We start from the raw sequence: 19,880 nt of genomic DNA, 5'->3' as shown, positions 1-19,880 counted from the left end.
CATGTCCGTCGCGCCTACGATTGACGCATGGATCCGACCGCCCCCACGCCCGCCTTCCCGCCCGCGCTCGCCCGCGTCGTCGCGACCGTCAGCACCGGTTTCGTCGTGACGCAACTCGACGTGACGATCGTCAATATCGCGCTCGCGCATCTCGCCGGTGACCTGCATTTGCCGGTCGCCGGCCTGCAGTGGGTCGTCGATGCGTACACGCTCGCGTTCGCGGTACTGATGCTGTCGGGCGGCGCACTCGGCGACCGCTTCGGCGCGCGGCGCCTGTACATCGCCGGCCTCGTGCTGTTCGCGCTGGCGTCGCTCGCGTGCGGCGCCGCGAACGCGCCCGCGATGCTGATCGCGGCGCGCGCGCTGCAGGGCGTCGGCGCCGCGGCGATGCTGCCCAATTCGCTCGCGCTGCTCAACGACGCGTGTCGGCACGACCCGCGCCTGCGGGCGCGCGCCGTGGGCGGGTGGACGGCGGCCGGCTCGATTTCGATCGCGGCGGGCCCGGTGGTGGGCGGCGTGCTGATCGCGGCATGGGGCTGGCGCGGCATCTTCCTCGTGAACCTGCCGCTGTGTGCGGCCGGGCTGGCGGCTGCGTTTGCATGGATCCCCGCGCGCCGTGCGGCGGCGCCGGCCGCGCCCTCCCGTTCCATCCGCGCACTCGACCTGCGCGGCCAGTTCATCGCGATCGCGATGCTGACCGCGCTGACCGGCGCCGTGATCGAATGGCGGCCGCTCGGCTTCACGCATCCGGTCGTCGCCGGCGGCTTCGCGGTGGCCGCCGTCGCCGCGCTCGCGTTCGTCGTGGTTGAAGCGCGCACGGCCACGCCGATGCTGCCGCTGTCGCTGTTCCGCCATCGCACCTTCAGCACGGCCGTGCTGTTCGGGATCTGCGTGAACCTCACGTACTACGGCACCGTGTTCGTGCTCGCGCTGTACCTGCAGCGCGCACGCGGCGAAACGGCGTTGCAGGCGGGCCTTGCGTTCCTGCCGCTGACCGGCGGCTTCCTGCTGTCGAACCTCGCCAGCGGGCGCGTCGTGGCGCGTCACGGCCCGCGGGCGCCGATGCTGGCGGGCGCGCTCGTCGCCGCGCTCGGCTACGGGTCACTGCATTTCATCGGCGCGTCGACACCGCTGGCCGCCCTGCTCGTGCCGTTCCTGCTGATTCCGACGGGCATGGGCTTCGCGGTGCCGGCGATGACGACCGCCGTGCTCGCGTCGGTCGCGCCCGAACGGGCCGGCATCGCGTCGGCCGTGCTGAATACCGCGCGGCAGGCCGGCGGCGCGATGGGCGTGGCTGCGTTCGGCGCGCTCGCCGGCGGTGGCGGCGCGGCGCAGGTCGTGGACGGGTTGCGGATCGAAACGGCCGTGTCGGTCGCGCTGCTCATCACCGCCGCGCTGCTCGCGACGCGGGTGCGGCCCGATGCGCATCGCGGCGCGTCGTCCACGCGTCAGGTCGTCAGGTCGTGACGGCGGCCGATTGAACAACGGGTGCGGTCACGCGTCGCCGACCTTCCTCACGACCGTCTCGGCCGCCTTCAAAGGCCGGCCGTCGTCATGCCGCAGCGCGAGCTTGCGGATCGTACGCCCCGTGCTGCGGTCGACCAGCACCGAATGCGGCTCGCCGCGCGCGAACAGGTTCGCCTCGCCCCACTGCCGCAACATCACGATCACCGGAAACAGCCCTTCGCCCTTCTTGGTCAGCACGTACTCCTGATACGCGGTGCCGTCGGATGCCGGCACGACGTCGAACACGCCGGCGTCCACCAGCATCTTCAGCCGGTCGGACAGGATGTTGCTCGCGACGCCGAGGCTCGCGCGGAAATCGCCGAACCGGCGCACGCCGTCGAACGCATCGCGCACGATCAGCAACGCCCAGCGATCGCCGACGATATCGGTCGCCCGCGCCACCGGGCACGGCGAATCCGCAAGACTTTTCTGCCTGGCCATGTTCCTCTCCGCAATCTTGCCGGCCGCCTTCGCGGCAACACCGGCCATCCGTGCGCGGACCGCTCGCCCGCCGCCCAACAGGTTGCATTTTAAAACTACTTTTCCTACACTCCATACCAGTTTCAATTTGCAACTACTTTGCACGAGGGAACCGATGGAGTCTTCCTGTCAATCCGGCACCGTTGCATCGACCGCGCCGACACATGCCGCGCATCCGGCCGACGGTGGCCGCCTGTCCGCGGCGCGCGTCGCGTTGCTGGCCGTTTGCTGCGCGGCCAGTGTCGCGAACGTCTACTATGCGCAGCCGCTGCTCGATTCGATCGCGCGGGATTTCGGCGTGTCGCAGGCGGCCGTCGGCGGCGTGATCACCGCGACGCAGCTCGGCTGTGGGCTCGCGCTGCTGTTCGTCGTGCCGCTCGGCGACCTGCTGAACCGCAAGCGCCTGATCACCGTGCAGCTTCTGCTGCTGACGGCGGCCTGCATCGGGGTCGCCGCCTCGTCGACGCGCGTCGCGCTGCTGGCCGGGATGGTCGCGGTCGGGCTGCTCGGCACCGCGATGACGCAAGGGCTGATCGCGTGCTCGGCCGCGCTCGCGGGCGCCGGCGAACGCGGGCGCGTGGTGGGCGCCGCGCAGGGCGGCGTCGTGGTCGGGTTGCTGGCCGCGCGCTCGCTGGCCGGAGTCGTCACCGACATCGCGGGCTGGCGGGCCGTCTATCTGGTGTCGGGCGCGCTCGCGATCGCGATGCTCGTCGTGCTGTCGCGGCTATTGCCGGACGAGAACGGCCCGCGCGAGCGCATCGGCTACGCGGCGCTGCTGCGATCGATGGTGTCGCTGCTGCGCGATGAACGCGTGCTGCGCGTGCGTGGCGCGATCGCGCTGCTGATGTTCGCGGCCTTCAGCATATTCTGGAGCGCGCTGGTGCTGCCGCTGAGCGCGCCGCCGCACGCGATGTCGCATACGCAGATCGGCGCATTCGGCCTCGTCGGCGCACTGGGCGCGGCAGCGGCCGTCCGCGCGGGCCGGCTCGCGGATCGCGGGCGCGGCGAAGCAACGACCGGCGCCGCGCTCGCACTGCTCGCGTGCTCGTGGCTGCCGCTCGCGTTCGGCGCGACGTCGATTGGATGGCTGATCGTCGGCATCGTGCTGCTCGACGTCGGCGGGCAGGCCGTCCACGTCGTCAACCAGAGCATGATTCTCGGCGCGCGGCCCGATGCGCATGCGCGCCTCGTCGGCTGCTACATGCTGTTCTATTCGGCCGGCAGCGGGCTCGGCGCGATTGCGTCGACGATGATGTATGCGCGCGCCGGATGGACGGGCGTCTGCGTGCTCGGCGCGGTCGTGAGCGTGGCGGCGCTTGGCGTGTGGGCCGCCACGCTCAGGCGCGCGTGACGCGTGCCGGCGCCGAGTATCGAAGGGAGAAGAAGGCCGGCCCGCCCGCTACGGGCGGTCGGCACGCGAACCGGCCACGCACGCGCGCGCCGCCGGTTCGGCTTTCGGTTCGGCACGCAGGTCGCGCGCCGCGGCACACTCAACCTGCCGCCTGGATCGCCTCTTCGTACACGCCGGCAACGCGCCGCGCGATCACCGCGTTGTCGAAATGGTCACGTGCATAGCGCTTGCACGCGGCCTCGTCGGGCAACGTGATCGCGCCCGACAACGCCGCGCCGAGCCCTTCCGCGATCGCGTCCGCGCCCGTGGACGGCAGCACGAGATCGTCGGACAGCCCGGCCACCGCCTCCGGCAGCCCGCCCACCGGCGTGACCAGCACGGGCGTGCCGGACGCGAGCGATTCGACGGTGATCAGCCCGAAGCCTTCGAGCGCGACCGTCGGCACGACGCTGACCGTCGCCGCGCGGTACAACGCGGCCAGATGGTTGTCGGGCACGAAGCCGAGCAGTTTCACGTTGTCCTGCAGCCCGGCGGCATCGATGCGCTGCTGCAGTTCCTCGCCGATCTTGCCCTTGCCGGCGATCAGCAGCAGCACGTCCGGGTGACGGTGCTTGAGGAGGCCGATCGCGTCGATCAGGTCCTCCAGCCCCATGCGCCGCACGAGCCGGCGCACGGCCAGCACGATCGGCCGGTCCTGCGGCAGTTGCAGCTTGTGCCGCGCCTCGGCCGGCGTGAGCGGCGTGTCGAACTGCGCGGTATCGACGCAGCCGGGAATCACGCGCACGCGCGACGGATCGATTCCGTAGCGGTTCGTCAGGATCTGGCCGAACGCCTGCGACAGCACGATCAGCCGCGACGAACGCGTATAGACCGCCTGTTCGAGATAGCGCTTCGCGCGCTGGCCGAGCGACGCGGCGCCCTCGACCTGGCTTTCGTCGGCCCACGGCCCCTGGAAATGCGACACCTGCGGAATCCCGCGCGTGACGTCGAGGCCCGGGAACGTGTACAGCGCGAAGTGCGACGAGATCACGTCCGGCCGCTCGCTGCGGATCTCCTCGCGCAACGCGCGCCGCGCGGCGAGCATCCGGCGTGCAAGCGACTCCGATGCGGGGCCGAAGCCCTGGATCGCGCCGTCCGTGTCGTCGGCGACCTTCGGCGAGCCGGCGACGAGCCCGCGCACCTCGACGCCCGCGCCCGGCAGCGCGCCGACGAGCGAGTAGTACATCCGGTCGAGGCCGCCCGCGCGCTCGGGGAACCAGTGCATGCCGATTTGCAACGATTTGATCGGCCGGGAAGATTGGGACATCACGTTTGCTCCTGCGTGACTGCATGCTCGGCCCGCTCGAAAGCGGACGGCTGCGTGGGTTGGCCGATGCGCCGGTAAAGCGCGACATACTGGGCGCCCATGTGCGCCCAGCCGAAACGGGTCATCAGTTCGCGGGCGGCTTCGCCCATCGTGCGACAGGTGTCGCGCGATGCCGCGAGCGAGCCGATCGCCTGCGCGAGCGCGGCCGGATCGTCCGGATCCTCCAGCACGATCCCGCATTCGCGCGTGATGATTTCCGCGCCGCCCGCCGTGCGCGCGGTGACGACCGGCAGCCCGGCGGCCATCGCCTCGAGCAGCGACAGGCTCATCGCTTCGTAGCGCGACGGGAACACGTACGCGTCGACCGAGCGCATCAGCGTCGGCATGTTTTTAACGAGGCCGAGGAAATGCACGCGCGAATCGATGCCGAGCGCGCGCGCCTCCTCCGGATACGGGCTGCCGGGCAGATAGCCGGCCACCGCCAGGTGCACGTTCGCCGGCAGCTTCGTCAGCGCCTTCAGCACGGTGCCGAGGTTCTTGCGCGGCGTGCGCAGGTCGCCGACGAACAGCAGCAGGAACGCATCGTCCGGCAGCTTGAATGCCGCGCGGTCGGCCTGCGCCCCCGCGAACGCGCCGGCGTCGACACCGTTGTAGATCACGCTGATCTTGCGGCTGTCGATGCCGAGCCCGGCGATCTCGTCGGCCACCTTCTGCGACACGGCCGTGATCGCGCGCGAACGCCGGTACGCCCAGCGCTCGAGCGTGGTATTCACACGCGTATAGACGTACTGGTAGGCCGACCACAGCCCCTTCGTCGGCCCGAACGGATAGTACGGACTCTTGAACCAGCCGCCGTGCACGAAGTGCGCGGTATTGACGTCGGCCTTGATCCACGAAATGAAGCCGTTCACGTGCAGCACGTCGTACTCGCTGCGGTGCGATCGCAGCCAGGCCGCGCTCTTCAGCGCGAACACCTGCTGCTTGACGAGATTCGACGGCCAGAAGCCGCCGACCTTCACGGGCACCCAGCGCACGCGCGGGTCGGCCAGCAGCTCGGGCGCGACATGCGACGCGACCAGCGTGACCTCGTAGTTCTCGGCCAGCGCCGCGCGCGCGATTTCGTAATTGACGCGGCCCTGCCCGTCGTTATGTCGCACGACGTGCGTGACGATCGCGATTCTCAATGGTCGCCTCCCCGTAAACGCGCGGCGGCCAGCAGGCGTTGTGCCTTTTGCCAGTGCGCCGCGGAAAGAATCGAAAAAATGGCTGTGAACATCAGCAGGCCGCCCGTGCCGATCAGCGAGTTCGTGAACACGAGCATCGCGAAGGTCGACAGGCACAGGCTCAGGCACGCGCCGACGAACTTGTCCTTGCGCAACTTGAACGCCGCGCGCAGCGTGCGGCTGAACAGCATCACGACACCCGAGAGGTACAGCAGCGTGCCGGGCCAGCCGAGCACGAACGGCACGTTCATCACGCCGCTGTCGAAGCTGCCGTACTTGCCGAGCTCGCCGCTGTCGCTCGACAGCTTCGTGGATGCACCCGTCGCGCCCATCCCTTCGCCGGCGACGTCGGTGAACGCCGTCTGCGCGAAGGTGGCGTAGAACTTGTTGCGGTCGTCGTAGCTGCGGTCGTCCTTCAGGTTCGTGATCGACTGCAGGCGCGCGCCGAGACGGTCGGCCACCGGCCCGACGGTCAGCAGCGGCACGCACAGGCCGACCAGCACGACACCGCTGATCAGGATCCGCATCCGCACGCGGTTGTTCGACTGCGCGAGCTGGATCGCGAGCGCGATCACCCAGCCGCCCCACGTCGAGCGCACGAGACACAGCGCGAACGACACGAAGCCGGCCGCCCCGGCGAACCAGCGGATCTTCTGCGGCGCGGCGAACACGAACACCAGCGCGCCCATGATCGCGAACGCGAACGGCCCCGACGAGTTCATCGTGCTGAACACGCGCACGCCGTACGGCACCGGCTCGCCCTGCGAGCCCATGTCGGAGCCGATCATCCACAGCACGTCCCACTGCGGCATCACGAAGTACTGCACGACGCCGTACAGGCCCATCACGAGCATGCCCCACATGAACGTGGACAGCAGCACGTCGCGGTACTCGGGGTAGTCGCGTGCGTTGACCATGATGTGAAAGCCGATCAGCAGCGGGTACACCCAGTTCGCGAGGTCGTAGGTCGCGGCCATCACGCCGCTCGACACGATCCCGACGAGGTAGGCGTACGCAAGCCCGAACAGCATCAGCAGGATCGGGATCCCGCGCCGCTGCGCGAGCACGCGGTAATGCCGGATCAGCCCGAGGCCGGCGATCATCGTCACCGCGAGCGGCGCGACCTGGATCAGGCTCGTCGGCGTGAACGCGCCCTTCGACCAGTCGGCGAGACGCCGCACTTCCGGGCTCAGGAACCACACCCACCACATGAAGCCGACATAGCGCGCCGGACTCTTGAAATACAGCCAGAGGCCGACCGCGATGGCCAGCACCGGAAACGCGAGCGTCAGCACCTTGCCCTGGTGAATGGCGATCAGCGCGGCCGTGAACGTCCACAGCCCGGCCTGCCCGACCCAGTGCTTCCGCTCGGGAAGCCAGTTGCGTTTGCGCGACGGTGCGCGTTCGGCGGCAATCGTACTCATCGATCCGCTCTCACCGCGACGACGGGCGCGAATCCGCGAGCGGCATCGCGAGGCCCGCGGCAGCCGGCGTCCGGCGCCGGCGCAGCATGTCGCGCGTGATCCGCACGTGCTGCTCGGCGAACGCCTGCGTGGTCAGGTCACGGTCGCGCAGGCACGCGGCGGCGGCCTGCGCGCAGGCGAGCGCCGCGACCGGATCGGCCACGAAGCGATCGGCGGCCTGGCGCATTGCCTGCGCGTCGAACGCCGGCACATAGGCGGCCGTATCGTGCGGGAAGTAGTCACTGAGCCCGCCGACATCCGACACGATCATCGGCTTGCCGACGGCGGCGGCCTCGAGCATCACCGTGATGCCCGACGCATGGAAGTTCGGCCGCAGCGGCACGACGATCACGTCGGCCCATGCGTACAGCTCGTGCTGCTTCGCGAGCCCCGACGCCGAGCCGATCTTCACGTTCGGCGCGTGCCACTCGCGCGGCACGCGGCGGCGCGTCGCGAGCCGCACGTCGTAGCGCTCGTCGCCGCCGAACGCGGCGAGGAAGGTGCGCCAGTCGCGGTCGCGATCGTTGCCGATCGCCGCGATCCGCAGCGGCCGGTTCGGTTGCCATTGCCGCGGCTCGGTGATCGGGAAATCCTGCGTGTTCAGCCCGTAGTAGACGAACTCGGCGTCGCGGCCGAGATAGCGGCGGCACAGCTCGGCGTTGTCGCGGGCGAGCGTGGTCAGCGCGTCGGCGCGCGCGATCAGCTTGCGGTACAGCCAGCGGCGCGGGCCGCCGAAGCTGTTCCACTTGTCGAATAGCCACACGCTCTGCGCGAGCAGCAGCGGGCGCTTGCCCTGCGCGCCAGCCAGTTTCAGGATCAGCGCAGCGGCCAGGTGCTCCTGCTCCGTGTGCGTCCAGATCACGTCGGTGTTCAGCAGCGCGGCGCGGTTGCGCCACGCATGCACGACGTCGAAGCCGAGCGCCGCCTTCAGCGCGCGGCGCGCGAGGCTGGCGACGCGATTTTCGCCGCCGTCCTGCGAATAGGTCAGCCGGAATTCTTCGGATTCTGCATGGTGATAGCCGTACAGGCAGCCGATGTTCTCGCCTTTCCGGTAAGTACGCGGATCGGCGCCGTAAAACAGGTGAACGTGGACGTTCGTGGCAGCTTTCGTTGCAGTCATGCGAGCCCTCCGTGGGTGGCCGCGCGCGAGGCGCGCAGGCCGTTCAAGACGTCACCGGCGGCATCGCCGCACGATGGGGGGCAAGGTTCGCGCGGCGGGCGTCGCGCGCGCCGCGGCGCACCGCGCGCCAGTGCTCGCGGATCCGCTCGCGCCGCGCCGTATGCAGCGACAGCAGCACGTGCGCGAGGCCCGGGTAGACGCGCGTGCCGACCAGCGTCCACCACCACCACGCGATCTCGCGCCGGACCGGCGGCAGATGCTCGCGCAGGATCAGGTGCATGTTGTACGCGCCGTTGCTGATCGCATTCAGCGACGCGGCATCGCGCCGGTCGTCGTCGAAGCGCTCGGCCGGGAAATGATCGACCGCGATTGCCGGGTCGTAGACGAGCTTCCAGCCGTCGCGCTGCACGTGCATGCTGAAACCCATGTCGTTGTGCATCTGCGCGCCGGCGCCGCGCAGCCGCGTGTCGAAGCGCAGCCGCTCGATCGCCGCGCGGCGGTAGCTCATGTTCGCGCCTTTCAGCATGTCGACTTCGCGCAGGCCGCCGACGCCGAGATGATGGTTGCCGACGATCTTGCCGGACAGCGTGAGCTGGCCGACGCGTTCGCGCGATTCGTCGAGCACGCGGCCCTTCTCGTGCACCCAGTCGCGCCCGCCAACCGCGCCCACGCGCGGATCGGCCTCGAACACCGACTCGACGCGCGCGAGCCAGTCGGGGTGCGGCGCCGCGTCGTCGTCGGTGATCGCGACGATGTCGCCGTTCGCCGAGTCGAGCCCCTTGTTCAGCGCGGCGACCTGGCCCGGCACCTCGACCGGCACGATGCGCAGCGGCAGCGTGCCACCGACCGCCGGATCGGCGAGCCGTTCGTGCGTGGCGTCATCCTCCGGGCGCGCGACGACGATCACCTCGTCGGGCAGCCGATGCTGGCGCTGCAGCGCCAGCAGGCAGCGCGCGAGGTCGGCGGGCCGCCGATAGGTCGGAACGAGCACGGAAATTTTCATCGTTGATTCTCCTGTCGGCCGGGCAGGCAACACGCGCTGCCCGCCCGGTTACGTGCGATGCGGATCAGGCGCTCAGGTATTCATGCACGGCCGCATAGCCGCGGCCGTAGCCGCGCGCCTTCGGCGGCACGCCGTTGAAGATCCCGCCTTCCAGGTCGACGCCCGCGGTGCGCAGGCGCTTGATCGCGTCGGCGATCTCGCCTTCGGTATGCATGCCCGAGCGCAGCACGAGGAACGTCGAGCCGGCCATGCGGCCGATGATGGTCGCGTCGGTCACCGCCAGCACCGGCGGCGAGTCGATCAGCACGACGTCGTAGCGCTTGCCGAGCCCTTCGAGGTATTGCGGCAGGCGCGTCGACATCAGCAGCTCCGACGGGTTCGGCGGGCGCGTGCCGGCCGAGATGAACGACAGGCCCTGCACCGGCGTCTCGCGCACGGCGTCCTCGAGCGCCGACTGGTCGCTCAGCAGCTCGGACAGGCCCGGCTGCGACGTGAGGCCGAAGTAGCGGTCGAGCAGGCCGCGCCGCATGTCGGCGTCGATCAGCAGCACGCGCTTGCCCGAATGGGCGAGGAGCACCGCGAGGTTGACCGTCAGGAAGCTCTTGCCGATGCCCGGCGTCGGGCCCGTCAGCACGATCACGCGGTTCTTCGCATCCATCATCGCGAACTGCATCGCGGTGCGCAGGCTGCGCAGGCTCTCGACGCTGAGATCCTTCGGACGCAGGCTCGCGAGGATCGGCCGGGTACGGCTGCCGCTCTTCTCGGCCTGCGCGTCGAGCTTCACCTGCTCGGCGCTTTGCGGCACCAGCCCGTACAGCGGCAGGTTGAACGCGCGCTCGATGCGGTCGGGATCCTCGATGCCCTGGAACATGTTGCGGCGCAGGAACACGACGCCCGTGCCGAGGATCAGCCCGAGGAACACGGCGGCCGACAGGATCAGCACCTTCTTCGGCTTGACCGGATCGCCCGGACGCAGCGCCGAATCGACGAGGTGGATGTTGCCGCCCGTGCCGGCCTTCTGCACCGACAGCTCCTGCACGCGGTTCAGCAGCAGCACGTAGATGTCCTCGGCCACCTTCGCGTCGCGCTGCAGCTGGACGGCCTTCACTTCGGTGGCCGGCAGGCTGCGGAAGCGGTTGCTGAACTTGTCCTTCTCGCCCTGCAGCTCCGCGAGCTGCTGCTTCGCGGCGATCACCATCGGGTGCGAATCGGTGAAGCGCTGCGCGAGCGACGCGAGCTGCAGGCGCTGCGCGGCGATCTGCTGCTCGTACTGCACGCTGCCTTCGAGGTAGACCTTCGCCTCGTCGCTCGCGTTGATCGAGCCCGACGTGCGCTGGTACTGCGTCAGCGCGGCTTCCGCGCGTTCGAGGTCGGCCTTCAGGCGCGGCTCCTCGCCCTTCAGGAAGTCGAGCATCTTGGTCGCTTCGGCCTGCTTCGCGACCACGTGCTGGTTCAGGTACGACTGCGCGAGCGCGTTCGCGATCGCGGCGGTCTGGTCCGGGTCCTTGCCTTCGAGCGAGATCTGCACGACGCCCGTCTGCTTGCCCTGCTCGGTCACCTGAATGCCGGTCTGGAAGCCGCTGATCGCGTCGAGATCGTTGTAGCGGACCACCGTGAACTGCGTGCCGGGGCGCGCGACGAGCTTCGACACGAGCAGCGTCACGCCGCCGCCCTGCGCCGATTCGCCGACATGGCCCGACAGCAGCCGCATGCCGTTCTGGTCGACGATCGAATAGGTGCCGTTCGGGCCGGCCGTCAGCGTCAGCTTCTTGCCTTCGAGCGCGGGCACGACGTTGATCGAATCGACGTCGGCCACTTCACCGCCCCATGCGTACGACTTCAGGCCGAGCCACGGCTTCGCCGGCTCGCCCGGCGTCGCGATGCGCGCGGCGAGGCTGCCGATCACCGGCAGCGTCTTCGGCACGACCGAGAAGTTCAGCTTGAACTGCTCGACCACCGGCGCGACCACGCCGCGGCTCTTGATGATCTCGATTTCCGCGTCGGTCGGCGCCTGCTGCGGGCCGCTGTTGATCATCGCGCCCGTCTGCGTCTGCGTGAGCGCCTGCGACGTGTTGTCGTTGCCCTCGACCCGCACGTGCACGTCGGCCTGGTAGACCGGCTTCGCGATGTAGCAGTAGAGGCCGGCGAGCGCGACGACCGTGACCGCGATGCCGAGCAGCAGCCAGATGTCGTCCATGATCACCTGGAGCAACTGGCCGAGGACGACGTCCTCTTCCTCGGTTTTCGCGGACAGATCCGCGTAGGTGTGTTTCGCTTGCGTGTTCACCATTCGTTCCCGCTTGAGTGGTGCCGGGGCGGAGGCGCCGCCCCGGCGGGCTATCAGCGCGTGATTTGCCGCATGTAGAAGATCGTCTGGATCGTCGGCAGCACCTGCTGCAGCACACGGTTGAACTGCACCGAGCTGGCCGTGCTGACGTAGACGACGTCGAGCGGTTGAAGCGGGAAGCGGCTCGACAGCATCAGCGCATCCGGCTGCGTCATGTCGAGGCGGAACACTTCAGGCTTCGTCGGGTTGTCGCGCATCCCGCGCATCACGTAGATCTTGCGCGGGTTCGCGTCGGTGTCGAGGATGCCGCCGCCCGCGGTCAGCGCATCGGCGATGGTCAGCTTGCCCTTGAGCATCGGCACCGTGACCGGCGTCTTGACCTCGCCCATGATGAACACGCGGCTGTCGCTGCGGTCCGGCACGTTGACGATGTCGCCCGGCTGCAGCATCACGTTCTGCTTCACCTCGCCGCGATCGAGCACGCCGTTCGCGTCGAGCGTGTAGAGCTTGCCGTCGCGCGTCAGGCGCACGCGCTGCAGGTCGGCCTCGTTGGTCGAGCCGCCGGAGCGCGAGATCGCGTCGACGAGCGTCAGCGGCACGTCGCTCACCGCGAGCGGGCCCGGCTGCTTCACCTCGCCCGTCACCTGCACCTTCTGGCTGCGGAACGACAGCACGCGCACGTCGAGCTGCGGATTCTTCACGTAGCGCGACAGCGTGGTGGCCATCTGCTCGCGGATCTGCGCGACCGTCTTGCCGGCCACCTTGATGCGGCCGACGAACGGGAAGAAGATCGTGCCGTCCGAGGCCACCGTCTGGCCGTACGGATCGGCCTGGCCCGGCAGCGCGGTCGTATACGGCTGCTGCAACGCACCCGCGACCGACTGCGTCGTGTTGCCGCCGCTCGAGAACGACTGGCCCTGCGGCGTCGTCAGCTCGGGGTGGTCCCACACGGTGACGCCGAGGATGTCCTGCGGGCCGACGCGGTACACGTACTCCGACGGATCGGTATAACGTCCGGGCGGCAGCGGATGGTCGACCTGCGCTTTCTGCAGCTGGTCCATCACCACTTTGGCGTCGATGTAATGAACCGGATAGGTTTCGGCCGCTTGCTGCCGGCCTTCGTCCTTCAGGTTCGACGAGTCGAGGTAGTTGCCGGGCGCGGTTGCACAGGCTGACAGGAAAGTCGTCAGCGCGACGGCAAGCGCCACCGGGCGCATCGGGCGTTTCAGCATAGTTTCTGTAGCCATCCTTGAACCAGACGTTCGATCAGTGAGTAGCTCTCGCGGTAATCGGCCTCGGGGCCGCCGTGCGGGTCGGCAATCTCGGCCCCTTCCCACTTGCCGAGCAGGTGGACCTTGCCGCGCGCGAACGGATCGACCGATTCGACGGCCTTGATCTGTCCGCGCTCGCTGACGAGAATCAGGTCGGCGTCGCGCACGATCCGGCGCGACAGCCGCCGCGAGCGATGGGTCGTCGCATCGACGCCCCGCTCGGCGAGCAGCTGACGCATCACCGGATCGATGCCGTCGCCGTCGTTCGCATGCACGCCCGCCGAGTGGAACGTCGGGCGCGGGCCGCCGCGCGACGCGGCGTGCGACTTGAACAGCAGTTCCGCTGCCGGGCTGCGGCAGACGTTCGCGTGGCAGACGATCAGGATGTTCCGGAACATGGCGTCTCGTAACGAGTGACGGGAAACGGGTTACGCGCTGGCGGGCGCGGTGCCCGGCACACGGGCGGCGACGGCCTGGCGCGAGCCCGGCCGGCCGATCGGGTGGTATTCGATGCCCTGCTCGCTCATCGTCTCCGGCTCGTACAGGTTGCGGCCGTCGAAGATCACCGGCGATTTCCACAAGCGGCCGAGCGCGACGAAATCGGGGCTCTTGAAGATCTTCCATTCGGTGACGATCACGAGCGCGTCGGCATCGCGCGCGGCCTGCGCCTCGTCGTCGACGAAGCTCAGGCGCTCGAGCCAGCTCGGGTGATCGGCGAGATCGAGCGCGATCACGCGGCGCGCTTCCTCCTGCGCGACCGGGTCGTACGCGGCGATGCGCGCCCCGCGCGACAGCAGCTCGGCGATCAGCTCGCGGCTCGGCGCTTCACGCATGTCGTCGGTGTTCGGCTTGAACGCGAGGCCCCAGATGGCGAACGTGCGGCCGCTCAGGTCCTCGCCGAAGCGCGCGACGATCTTCTCGGCGAGCACGCGCTTTTGCGTGGCGTTGACCGACGACACCGCCTTCAGGATCTGCAGTGCCTGCCCGTGCTCGTCGGCGGTGCGGATCAGCGCCTCGACGTCCTTCGGGAAGCACGAGCCGCCGTAGCCGCAGCCGGCGTACAGGAAGTGATAGCCGATGCGCGGATCGGAGCCGATCCCGCGGCGCACGGCCTCGATGTCCGCGCCGAAGCGGTCGGCCAGGTTCGCCAGCTCGTTCATGAACGAGATGCGGGTCGCGAGCATCGCGTTCGCCGCGTATTTCGTGAACTCGGCCGAGCGCACGTCCATGTACAGCGTGCGCTCGTGGTTGCGGTTGAACGGCGCGTACAGCTTCTTCATCAGCTCGCGGGCGCGCTCGCCCGGCACGTCGTCGTCGCAGCCGATCACGATGCGGTCCGGCCGCGTGAAATCGTCCACCGCCGCGCCTTCCTTCAGGAACTCCGGATTCGACACGACCGAGAACATCTGGTCGCCGCCGCGCTTCGCGAGCTCCTCGGCCACCGCCGCGCGCACGCGCTCGGCCGTGCCGACCGGCACCGTCGACTTGTCGACGATCACCTTGAAGCCCGTCATGTAGCGGCCGATGTTGCGTGCGGCCGCAAGTACATATTGCAGGTCGGCCGAGCCGTCCTCGTCGGGCGGCGTGCCGACCGCGATGAACTGCACGTCGCCGTGCGCGACCGCGGCCTCGATATCGGTCGAGAAGCGCAGGCGGCCCGCCGAGCGGTTGCGCGCGATCACTTCCTTGAGGCCCGGCTCGTGGATCGGCACGCCGCCGTTGTTCAGGATGTCGATCTTTGCCTGGTCGACGTCGAGACAGAACACGTCGTGCCCGATGTCGGCCAGACATGCGCCGGTGACCAGCCCTACGTAACCGCTGCCGATGATAGTCAGATTCATGATGTGTCGGACCTCTTGACCAATGATTCGAAATTCGTAAAACCGGAATGCCTGCGCGGCGCGATCTCGGTGCTCAGTACGCGTTGCTGCCGGTGAAGCCTTTCCAGAGCGTCAGCACGACGATCTTGATGTCGAGCCAGAACGACCAGTTCTGCATGTAGTACAGATCGAGCTTCACGCGTCCCATCATCTTCTCGATCTGGTCGGTCTCGCCGCGATAGCCGTTGATCTGCGCCCACCCGGTGATGCCCGGCTTGATCCGGTAGCGGAACATGTAGCCCTTGACCAGATCCTTGTAGATGTCGTCGTGCGCGAGCGCATGCGGGCGCGGGCCGACGACCGACATCTCGCCCTTCAGCACGTTGATGAACTGCGGCAGCTCGTCGAGGCTCGTGCGGCGCAGGAACCGGCCGACCGGCGTCACGCGCGAATCGTTCTTCTTCGCCTGCGTGACCTGCCCCGCCACTTCCTGGTGCACCTTCATCGAGCGGAACTTGTAGATCTCGAACTCGTGCCCGTCGATGCCCTTGCGCTTCTGGCGGAAGAACACCGGGCCGCGCGACGTCAGCTTGATCAGGCACGCGATCAGCAGCATCACCGGCGCGAGGCCCGTGAGCGCCACCAGCGCGAACGCCCGGTCGAACACGAACTTCGGCAGGATCCGCACGTCGGTGATCGGCGACGCCGCGAGGTTGATCGCCGGCACGCCGAGCACCTCGACCACTTCCTGGTTGAAGAACGACAGCGTGCGCACGTCCGGGATGAAGCGGATATTCACGAAGTCGTGGCGGAACACCGTCACGATCTGGTGAATCCGGCGCTCCTCCGTGATCGGCAGCGTGAGCCACAGCTCGCTGATCGCGCGGCTGCGCACCAGCCATACCAGCGATTCGAACTGCCGCTCGATGCGCACGTCGTCGAGCGCGACTTCGCCGGGCGCTTCGCTCTCGTCGTACACGCACACCGGGTTGAAACCGGCTTCCGGCCGCGCCCGCATCTGGGCGATCAGCCGCCGCGCCGCCGGCGTCCCGCCGACGATCGCGACCGCCTTCAGGTTGTAGCCGCCGCGGCGCAGTTGCCGCAGCACGACGTGCACGCAGGCCTTCGAGCCGGCGAGCAGCGCCATCGTCACGAGCGCCCAGTACCCCAGCCACAGCCGCGACAGGTCGCCCGACTGGTGAAAGCTGAAGCTCAACAGGATGCCCGCGAGCTCGACCACCAGCCACGCGAACGCGACCCGCCCCACCAGCCCGACGAGACGCTTGCCGCGCCACGACTGGTAGATGCCGAAGGCGGGAAAGCACACGACGACGAGCAGGCAATCGAACAGCATCATCGTGCGCTGCAGGTCGTTGAGCCAGATGCTGCCACCGTGCAGCGCGGCGGCGATCAGCGCCCCCGTCACGACCATCGCGATATCGATGACTCTCGCCAGCACGCTCAACATGTCTGCTTCCTCTTTGAACAGGCGTTTGCCGAACAGCTCCTTGTGCGACCCGTGCCGCACATTCGATTCAAACGTTGCATGACGCTATTGAAGCGGTAAGAAATTTTCGCCTCAAGCGTACAAGTATTTCGAAAAATAATCGGAAATTCTTGCCGCGATGTTTCTGAATTAATTCGGCACGTTTTCCCGAAATTCCCTGGAATCGGGAATTTTTCAGAAGCTTTACGATTTCCGCTCACCCTTTGCGGGCGGTCAAGACCAGCCGATTCACCGATTTATTTTTTACTTTTTTATTTGCATCGGATGCCGGCTCGGAAAATTCTTCCCGATGAATGCGTGGCGAATATCCGGCAATGGATCCGGTTTTATTGTCGATTTACTTCATGCTACAACGACAGGCACTGACTTCAACCGTGGAGAGTGTCCTCATGAATGCTCCGGCCGTGGCTGCCGAAACGCGCCATTCTTCTTCCACCGCGCCCGCCGCCGGCACGCGCGTCGCCGTGCAACCGGTGATTCTCGCCGGCGGGTCCGGCACGCGCCTGTGGCCGATGTCGCGCGAACGTTTTCCGAAACAGCTGATCGGCCTGCTCGGCGAACATTCGCTGCTGCAGTCGACCGCACTGCGCCTCGACGGCCTGGCGGCCGACCATCCGCTGAACGACGACGTGCTGATCGTATGCGGCGAGGATCACCGCTTCACCACCGCCGAACAGCTGCGCCTGACCGGCAAATCCGCGTCGATCATGCTCGAGCCGATCGGCCGCGACACCGCGCCCGCGCTGACGCTCGCCGCGTTTCGGCTGGTCGCCGACGGCAACGATGCGGTGATGACCGTGATGCCGGCCGACCATGCGGTCGCCGACCTGCCGCGCTTCCATGCGGCCGTCGCGGCCGGCGTGCACTGCGCGATGCAAGGCAAGATCGCGACGATGGGCATCGTGCCGAAGCACGCGGAAACCGGCTACGGCTACATCCGCGTCGGCGCGCCGCTCGGCGACGCCGCCACGGGCCCACTCGACGTGCGCCGCCTCGACCGTTTCGTCGAGAAACCGCATCTCGAACTCGCCCGGCAGTACGTCGAATCGGGCGAATACTGGTGGAACAGCGGCATCTTCATCGTTCGCGCGTCGGTCTGGCTGAAGGCGATCCGCCAGCTCGAACCGGCCATCTACGCGGCCTGCGAACAGGCCGTCGCCCAGGGCAAGGCCGATGGCGATTTCTTCCGCATCGATCGCGAAGCGTTCGCCGCGTCGCCGTCGAACTCGATCGACTACGCGGTGATGGAGCCGCTCGCGAGCCTGCCGCAACTGTGCGAGAGCGTCGTCGTGCCGCTCGACGCGGGCTGGTCGGACGTCGGCTCGTGGGACGCGATCTGGCAGATCTCGCCCAAGGACGAGGCCGAGAACGTCGGCCGCGGCCACGTGCTGTTCGAAGGCGCGGAATCGACGTTCGCGCATTCGGAAAGCCGGCTCGTCGCCTGCGTCGGCACGCAGAACCTCGTCGTCGTCGAAACGCCGGACGCCGTGCTCGTCGCGGACAAGTCGCGCGTGCAGGACGTGAAGAAAATCGTCGGGCGCATCAAGGCGCAACGCGGCGCGGAAGCGACCGATCACCGCAAGGTGCATCGCCCGTGGGGCCACTACGACTCGGTCGACATGGGCGAGCGCTTCCAGGTGAAACGCATCGTCGTGAAGCCGGGCGCGCAACTGTCGCTGCAGATGCACCACCATCGCGCCGAACACTGGATCGTCGTCTGCGGCACCGCGCGCATCACGCGCGGCGACGAAACGTTCCTGCTGTCCGAAAACGAATCGACGTACATCCCGCTCGGCGTGTCGCACCGCCTGGAGAACCCGGGCAAGATGCCGCTCGAGCTGATCGAGGTGCAGTCGGGCGCGTATCTCGGCGAGGACGACATCGTCCGCTTCGACGATACCTACGGCCGGCAGTAACGCACGTGCACAGCGAGGCGCCGCTTCGACAGCGGCGCCTCGGGCAAGGCAGGCATGGAAAGACGGGACTTCCGCGCGGGCGTCGTGGCACACGACGGCCCGCGCGTTTCACCCGGTCGGCGATCAGCCGACGCGGTACACGTACTCGCGACGCTCCGGCTGCACCGGATCGTTGCGGCTTTCGGACAGCGCGCCCGCATGGCGCTCGGCGATGAAGCGCTGGATGTCCGACTCGGCACGCGCGAGCGCGGACAAGCCGGCCAGCACCTCGCCTTGCGGCTCGCGCGCCGGTTCGTCGCTCGCGCCATGGCGATCGATCCACTGGCGCGCCCAGTCGAGCGCGAACTGCTCGGCTTCCTCGGCATCGGTGAAGCGCGGCCCGATCAGGCCCGAGCGTTCGACGCGCCGGTCGTCCTGCGTAATCTCGGCCCACGCGCGATACATCAGGTTCTGCACCGGCTGCGCGATGCCGCAGATCGTATAGCCGCGATATTGGTCGACTTGCGGTTCGGCCGCGGCGAAGCTCGCCGACGACGCATGCGCATGGCGCAGCGCCGTCGACGGCGCACCGGGCACCGCGAACGACGGATCGACGACTTCGTCGACCGGCCGCGCGCTCATCGACGCACCCTCGCCCTCCCAAACGTTTGCCTGAGCGACCGGCAATTGCCACGACTCGGGGTTCTGCCAGAACACGCCGCGCAAGCGATCGTTATCGGGCACGGGCTCGGCACGGCGCGCGGGCACGGCCGGCTCCGGCGGCGGCGGGATATATGCGAACGTGCGCCCGCTGAACTGGGTCAGCACGTCGATCATCTGAAGCAGCGTGCCGGACGCGAGCCACTCCTCGTAGCGGCGACGGCACGTCGGCCCGGATGGATAGCGGCCGGGCAGTTTCGACCAGGCTTCACCGGTCGTCAGGATCCAGAGCACCGCGTTGGCAACGACGCGCGGTTCGGCTCGTGGACGCCCACGGCGGTTCAGCCGGATGGGTTCATCGGCGATCAGCGTTGAAAGACGAAACCACTCTTCATCGGTAAGCTCATCGAAGAACATAGTAGATCTCTCCACGCAGCCAGGCCGGGGCTGCGATTGGCGGCGCCGTCGCGACACATCGCGTCGCGGGGCGGCCAGGTTGCACATTATGGTTATCCGCTGTTGTGCATGCCGGTGCGACACCGCACTTTCACGGTGCCGAGATTCCCGGCAATGACGCACAAATCACGGTCTCACTCCAATGTGGGAATTTTTGTGCACGAAGCATACCATCCCTAGGGTTTATCTCAATATGACAATGACTTAATGTTACGCACTGAAACAACCTGCCATGGATGCGTAATGTATTTACGCTTGAATTTTTTTGCGGGATCTTTATGCCCGTCGCTGCAAAGGCCCGTCTGGCGGGGCTCCGCAGCGTATGAAGAATGCCTTTTCACGGGCATTTCCGGGCTGCTCCGACCCCGGCCGGCAACAATCCCGCGCATTGCTTCCCGATATCGGTAAATCAGGGAAAAAAGCGTAACAAGATATTCACGAATCGGTAAATCATTCAAATTCGGCCGATTTAAATTATCTCCATGCACAATCTTTTTATTGTTTCTCTGCGAGTGATGAAAGCACGGTGACG

15 protein-coding genes are annotated in these 19,880 nt (G+C 67.8%); 3 read left to right on the top strand and 12 right to left on the bottom strand.

Features of this window, described 5'->3' with window-relative positions; all coding sequences use genetic code 11:
- Positions 1 to 27: 27 nt before the first annotated feature.
- Positions 28 to 1,467 (top strand): MFS transporter, encoded by a 1,440-nt coding sequence (locus tag CFB39_RS21825; protein WP_089474405.1) that lies wholly within the window; start codon positions 28 to 30, stop codon positions 1,465 to 1,467.
- Between the two features lie 27 nt (positions 1,468 to 1,494).
- On the opposite strand, the gene CFB39_RS21820 is transcribed toward CFB39_RS21825, so the two are convergent.
- Positions 1,495 to 1,947 carry a helix-turn-helix domain-containing protein gene (locus CFB39_RS21820; protein ID WP_179257717.1) on the bottom strand — a complete coding sequence of 151 codons (453 nt, stop codon included), beginning with the start codon at positions 1,945 to 1,947 and terminating at the stop codon, positions 1,495 to 1,497.
- 154 nt (positions 1,948 to 2,101) lie between these two features.
- On the opposite strand from CFB39_RS21820, the gene CFB39_RS21815 reads away from it, so the two are divergent.
- Positions 2,102 to 3,337 carry an MFS transporter gene (locus CFB39_RS21815; protein ID WP_089474403.1) on the top strand — a complete coding sequence of 412 codons (1,236 nt, stop codon included), beginning with the start codon at positions 2,102 to 2,104 and terminating at the stop codon, positions 3,335 to 3,337.
- Between the two features lie 139 nt (positions 3,338 to 3,476).
- On the opposite strand, the gene CFB39_RS21810 is transcribed toward CFB39_RS21815, so the two are convergent.
- From CFB39_RS21810 to CFB39_RS21765, 10 genes are all read right to left on the bottom strand, one after another.
- Positions 3,477 to 4,643 (bottom strand): glycosyltransferase family 4 protein, encoded by a 1,167-nt coding sequence (locus CFB39_RS21810; RefSeq protein WP_046549987.1) that lies wholly within the window; start codon positions 4,641 to 4,643, stop codon positions 3,477 to 3,479.
- Positions 4,643 to 5,827 (bottom strand): glycosyltransferase family 4 protein, encoded by a 1,185-nt coding sequence (locus CFB39_RS21805; protein WP_089428037.1) that lies wholly within the window; start codon positions 5,825 to 5,827, stop codon positions 4,643 to 4,645. Before CFB39_RS21805 ends, CFB39_RS21810 begins: the two co-directional genes overlap by 1 nt.
- A complete protein-coding gene (locus CFB39_RS21800) occupies positions 5,824 to 7,290 on the bottom strand; it encodes a glucose-6-phosphate isomerase (RefSeq protein ID WP_089474402.1) in 1,467 nt (488 codons plus the stop codon). The genes CFB39_RS21805 and CFB39_RS21800 overlap by 4 nt, the downstream gene beginning before the upstream one ends.
- A gap of 10 nt (positions 7,291 to 7,300) precedes the next feature.
- Positions 7,301 to 8,449, bottom strand: coding sequence for a glycosyltransferase family 4 protein (locus CFB39_RS21795; RefSeq protein WP_089474401.1), 1,149 nt, complete (start codon positions 8,447 to 8,449; stop codon positions 7,301 to 7,303).
- 43 nt (positions 8,450 to 8,492) lie between these two features.
- On the bottom strand, positions 8,493 to 9,452 hold the full coding sequence (locus CFB39_RS21790) for a glycosyltransferase family 2 protein (RefSeq protein WP_089474400.1): 960 nt from the start codon (positions 9,450 to 9,452) through the stop codon (positions 8,493 to 8,495).
- Positions 9,453 to 9,516: 64 nt separating this feature from the next.
- The gene (locus tag CFB39_RS21785; RefSeq protein WP_089474399.1) at positions 9,517 to 11,742 is read right to left on the bottom strand and encodes a polysaccharide biosynthesis tyrosine autokinase; all 2,226 of its coding nucleotides are present in this window, start codon (positions 11,740 to 11,742) and stop codon (positions 9,517 to 9,519) included.
- Positions 11,743 to 11,792: 50 nt separating this feature from the next.
- Positions 11,793 to 12,971, bottom strand: coding sequence for a polysaccharide biosynthesis/export family protein (locus tag CFB39_RS21780; RefSeq protein ID WP_069251045.1), 1,179 nt, complete (start codon positions 12,969 to 12,971; stop codon positions 11,793 to 11,795).
- Entirely contained in the window at positions 12,965 to 13,408 is a 444-nt protein-coding gene (locus CFB39_RS21775) for a low molecular weight protein-tyrosine-phosphatase (protein WP_089428042.1), read from the bottom strand. Before CFB39_RS21775 ends, CFB39_RS21780 begins: the two co-directional genes overlap by 7 nt.
- A gap of 30 nt (positions 13,409 to 13,438) precedes the next feature.
- Positions 13,439 to 14,851 carry a UDP-glucose/GDP-mannose dehydrogenase family protein gene (locus CFB39_RS21770; protein WP_089428043.1) on the bottom strand — a complete coding sequence of 471 codons (1,413 nt, stop codon included), beginning with the start codon at positions 14,849 to 14,851 and terminating at the stop codon, positions 13,439 to 13,441.
- A gap of 73 nt (positions 14,852 to 14,924) precedes the next feature.
- Positions 14,925 to 16,298 carry an undecaprenyl-phosphate glucose phosphotransferase gene (locus CFB39_RS21765; RefSeq protein WP_089475627.1) on the bottom strand — a complete coding sequence of 458 codons (1,374 nt, stop codon included), beginning with the start codon at positions 16,296 to 16,298 and terminating at the stop codon, positions 14,925 to 14,927.
- 428 nt (positions 16,299 to 16,726) lie between these two features.
- On the opposite strand from CFB39_RS21765, the gene CFB39_RS21760 reads away from it, so the two are divergent.
- Complete coding sequence (locus CFB39_RS21760; RefSeq protein ID WP_089474398.1) at positions 16,727 to 18,253, top strand: mannose-1-phosphate guanylyltransferase/mannose-6-phosphate isomerase; 1,527 nt, start codon at positions 16,727 to 16,729, stop codon at positions 18,251 to 18,253.
- Between the two features lie 123 nt (positions 18,254 to 18,376).
- Here the strand turns inward: CFB39_RS21760 and CFB39_RS21755 are convergent, their stop codons facing one another.
- Positions 18,377 to 19,309 (bottom strand): transposase, encoded by a 933-nt coding sequence (locus tag CFB39_RS21755; protein ID WP_089428045.1) that lies wholly within the window; start codon positions 19,307 to 19,309, stop codon positions 18,377 to 18,379.
- Between the last annotated feature and the right edge of the window lie 571 nt (positions 19,310 to 19,880).

Origin of the sequence: Burkholderia sp. AU6039 (assembly GCF_002223365.1) — a bacterium.
Lineage (GTDB): Bacteria > Pseudomonadota > Gammaproteobacteria > Burkholderiales > Burkholderiaceae > Burkholderia.
This window is presented reverse-complemented; position numbering and strand designations above follow the sequence as displayed.

Excerpts from the sequence above, each read along its gene's own strand:
- CFB39_RS21770 (WP_089428043.1), bottom strand. The coding sequence starts at position 14,851 with ATGAATCTGACTATCATCGGCAGCGGTTACGTAGGGCTGGTCACCGGC.
- CFB39_RS21765 (WP_089475627.1), bottom strand. The coding sequence starts at position 16,298 with ATGTTGAGCGTGCTGGCGAGAGTCATCGATATCGCGATGGTCGTGACG.
- CFB39_RS21800 (WP_089474402.1), bottom strand. The coding sequence starts at position 7,290 with ATGAGTACGATTGCCGCCGAACGCGCACCGTCGCGCAAACGCAACTGG.
- CFB39_RS21815 (WP_089474403.1), top strand. The coding sequence starts at position 2,102 with ATGGAGTCTTCCTGTCAATCCGGCACCGTTGCATCGACCGCGCCGACA.
- CFB39_RS21790 (WP_089474400.1), bottom strand. The coding sequence starts at position 9,452 with ATGAAAATTTCCGTGCTCGTTCCGACCTATCGGCGGCCCGCCGACCTC.
- CFB39_RS21795 (WP_089474401.1), bottom strand. The coding sequence starts at position 8,449 with ATGACTGCAACGAAAGCTGCCACGAACGTCCACGTTCACCTGTTTTAC.
- CFB39_RS21775 (WP_089428042.1), bottom strand. The coding sequence starts at position 13,408 with ATGTTCCGGAACATCCTGATCGTCTGCCACGCGAACGTCTGCCGCAGC.
- CFB39_RS21755 (WP_089428045.1), bottom strand. The coding sequence starts at position 19,309 with ATGTTCTTCGATGAGCTTACCGATGAAGAGTGGTTTCGTCTTTCAACG.
- CFB39_RS21785 (WP_089474399.1), bottom strand. The coding sequence starts at position 11,742 with ATGGTGAACACGCAAGCGAAACACACCTACGCGGATCTGTCCGCGAAA.
- CFB39_RS21810 (WP_046549987.1), bottom strand. The coding sequence starts at position 4,643 with ATGTCCCAATCTTCCCGGCCGATCAAATCGTTGCAAATCGGCATGCAC.
- CFB39_RS21760 (WP_089474398.1), top strand. The coding sequence starts at position 16,727 with ATGAATGCTCCGGCCGTGGCTGCCGAAACGCGCCATTCTTCTTCCACC.
- CFB39_RS21820 (WP_179257717.1), bottom strand. The coding sequence starts at position 1,947 with ATGGCCAGGCAGAAAAGTCTTGCGGATTCGCCGTGCCCGGTGGCGCGG.
- CFB39_RS21780 (WP_069251045.1), bottom strand. The coding sequence starts at position 12,971 with ATGCTGAAACGCCCGATGCGCCCGGTGGCGCTTGCCGTCGCGCTGACG.
- CFB39_RS21825 (WP_089474405.1), top strand. The coding sequence starts at position 28 with ATGGATCCGACCGCCCCCACGCCCGCCTTCCCGCCCGCGCTCGCCCGC.